We start from the raw sequence: 2066 nt of genomic DNA, 5'->3' as shown, positions 1-2066 counted from the left end.
TGTGGGAGCGAGCCTGCTCGCGATAGCGCCTGTGAACCTTACACAAATACCGGATCTGCACTTTACGGATGACGGTTGCGCACTAAACCCGCAAAATGCAACGATTCCGACAACGCCTGCGGGCGTTGTCGACCCCAATTCTTTTGCCAACAGACCGGGCCTGCTGACTTTATGCGAATGCGCCTTATGTTACTGGGCGGCGGAAATGCCCTTGGGCAGGCGCTGATTCGCCTCGGTGCGGAAGAAGACATCGGTTTTCTTGCCCCCCGCCCCCCCGAAGACGGTTGGGATGCCGCGAGCCTGACGCAGCTGCTGGACGACACTCGACCGGACGCCTTGATCAACCTGGCGTACTACTTCGACTGGTTCCAGGCCGAAACCGTCAGCGAGCAGCGCCTGGCCAGCCAGGAGCGCGCCGTCGAGCGCCTGGCCGAGTTGTGCCAGCATCACAACATCATTTTGCTGCAACCGTCGAGCTATCGCGTGTTTGACGGTTCCCGCGCCACGGCATACAGCGAAAAGGACGAACCCGTACCCTTGGGCCTGCGCGGCCAGGCGTTGTGGCGAATCGAGCAGAGCGTGCGCGCCACCTGTCCGCAACATGTGCTGTTGCGTTTCGGCTGGCTGCTGGACGACAGCGCCGACGGCATCCTGGGACGTTTCCTGGCCCGAGCCGAACAACCCGAAGACCTGCTGTTGGCCGACGACCGTCGGGGCAATCCGACGCCGGTGGACGACGCGGCGCGGGTGATCATTTCGGTGCTCAAGCAACTCGATTGCGCCGCGCCGTTGTGGGGCACCTACCACTATGCCGGGCATGAGGCGACCACGCCGCTGGCGCTGGGGCAGGCGATCCTCACCGAAGCCCGGGCCCTGCATCCCCTGGCAATCGAATCGCCCACCCCCCAGGCACACGCCGCACGGCCGGACGCCGCGGAAGAACCGCAACACGCAGTGCTGGCCTGCAAGAAAATTCTGCACACGTTCGGGATCAAGCCCCGCGCCTGGCGCGCCGCACTCCCGGGCTTACTGGATAGGTTTTATCGTCATGGCTGAAGGTCCTGTTTTAATCACCGGCGGCGCTGGTTTCATTGGTTCGCACCTGACCGACGCCTTGCTCGCCAAGGGCCATTCGGTACGCATCCTCGATGACTTGTCCACCGGCAAGCGCAGTAACCTGCCGCTGGACAACCCTCTGGTTGAATTGATCGAAGGCGACGTGGCCAATGCGGCACTGGTAGCCCGGGCCGTGGCCGGTTGCAGCGCCGTGGCGCACCTGGCAGCAGTGGCTTCGGTGCAGGCCTCGGTGGACGACCCGGTGCGTACGCACCAGAGCAATTTCATCGGCACCCTCAATGTCTGCGAAGCCATGCGTCAGGCCGGGGTGAAACGGGTGCTGTTCGCCTCCAGCGCAGCGGTTTATGGCAACAACGGCGAAGGCCAGTCCATCGACGAGGAAACACCCAAGGCCCCGCTCACGCCGTATGCCTCGGACAAGCTGGCCAGTGAGTTCTACCTGGACTTCTACCGTCGCCAGCACGCGCTGGAGCCGGTGGTGTTCCGCTTCTTCAACATCTACGGCCCGCGCCAGGACCCGTCGTCGCCCTATTCCGGGGTCATCAGCATCTTCAGCGAACGGGCACAGAAAGGCCTGCCGATCACGGTGTTCGGCGATGGCGAGCAGACCCGGGATTTTGTTTACGTCGAAGACCTGGTGGACCTGTTGGTGCAGGCCATCGAAACACCTGAGGTGCAAGTGGGCGCGGTGAACGTCGGCTGGAACCAGGCCACGACCCTCAAGCAATTGCTCCAGGCCCTGGCCACGGTGGTGGGCGATCTGCCGCCGATCAGCTACGGCCCGGCGCGCTCCGGCGACATCCGCCATTCCCGGGCTGATAATCGCCGGCTGTTGGAGCGCTTCAGCTTTCCACAACAAACGCCCATGAGCGTGGGGTTGGCGCGGTTGCTGGGCCGCTGAACGAAAAAGGCGCCTTTCGAGGCGCCTTTTTCATGAACTACACAATGCTGGAGTGAAACCCTGTGGCGAGGGAGCTTGCTCCCGCTTG

General features: G+C 63.3%; 2 protein-coding genes. Both read left to right on the top strand.

All coding sequences use genetic code 11. The features are described from left to right. Nucleotides 1-171: 171 nt before the first annotated feature. On the top strand, nucleotides 172-1056 hold the full coding sequence (locus HU811_RS26750) for a sugar nucleotide-binding protein (RefSeq protein ID WP_076386543.1): 885 nt from the start codon (nucleotides 172-174) through the stop codon (nucleotides 1054-1056). Beyond that, on the top strand, nucleotides 1049-1978 hold the full coding sequence (locus HU811_RS26745; protein WP_186659098.1) for an NAD-dependent epimerase/dehydratase family protein: 930 nt from the start codon (nucleotides 1049-1051) through the stop codon (nucleotides 1976-1978). Before HU811_RS26750 ends, HU811_RS26745 begins: the two co-directional genes overlap by 8 nt. Nucleotides 1979-2066: the final 88 nt, after the last annotated feature.

This window comes from Pseudomonas tehranensis (genome assembly GCF_014268615.1).
Lineage (GTDB): Bacteria > Pseudomonadota > Gammaproteobacteria > Pseudomonadales > Pseudomonadaceae > Aquipseudomonas > Aquipseudomonas tehranensis.
The sequence above is the reverse complement of the archived record's forward strand: the minus strand, read 5'-3'. Positions and strand labels throughout refer to the sequence as shown.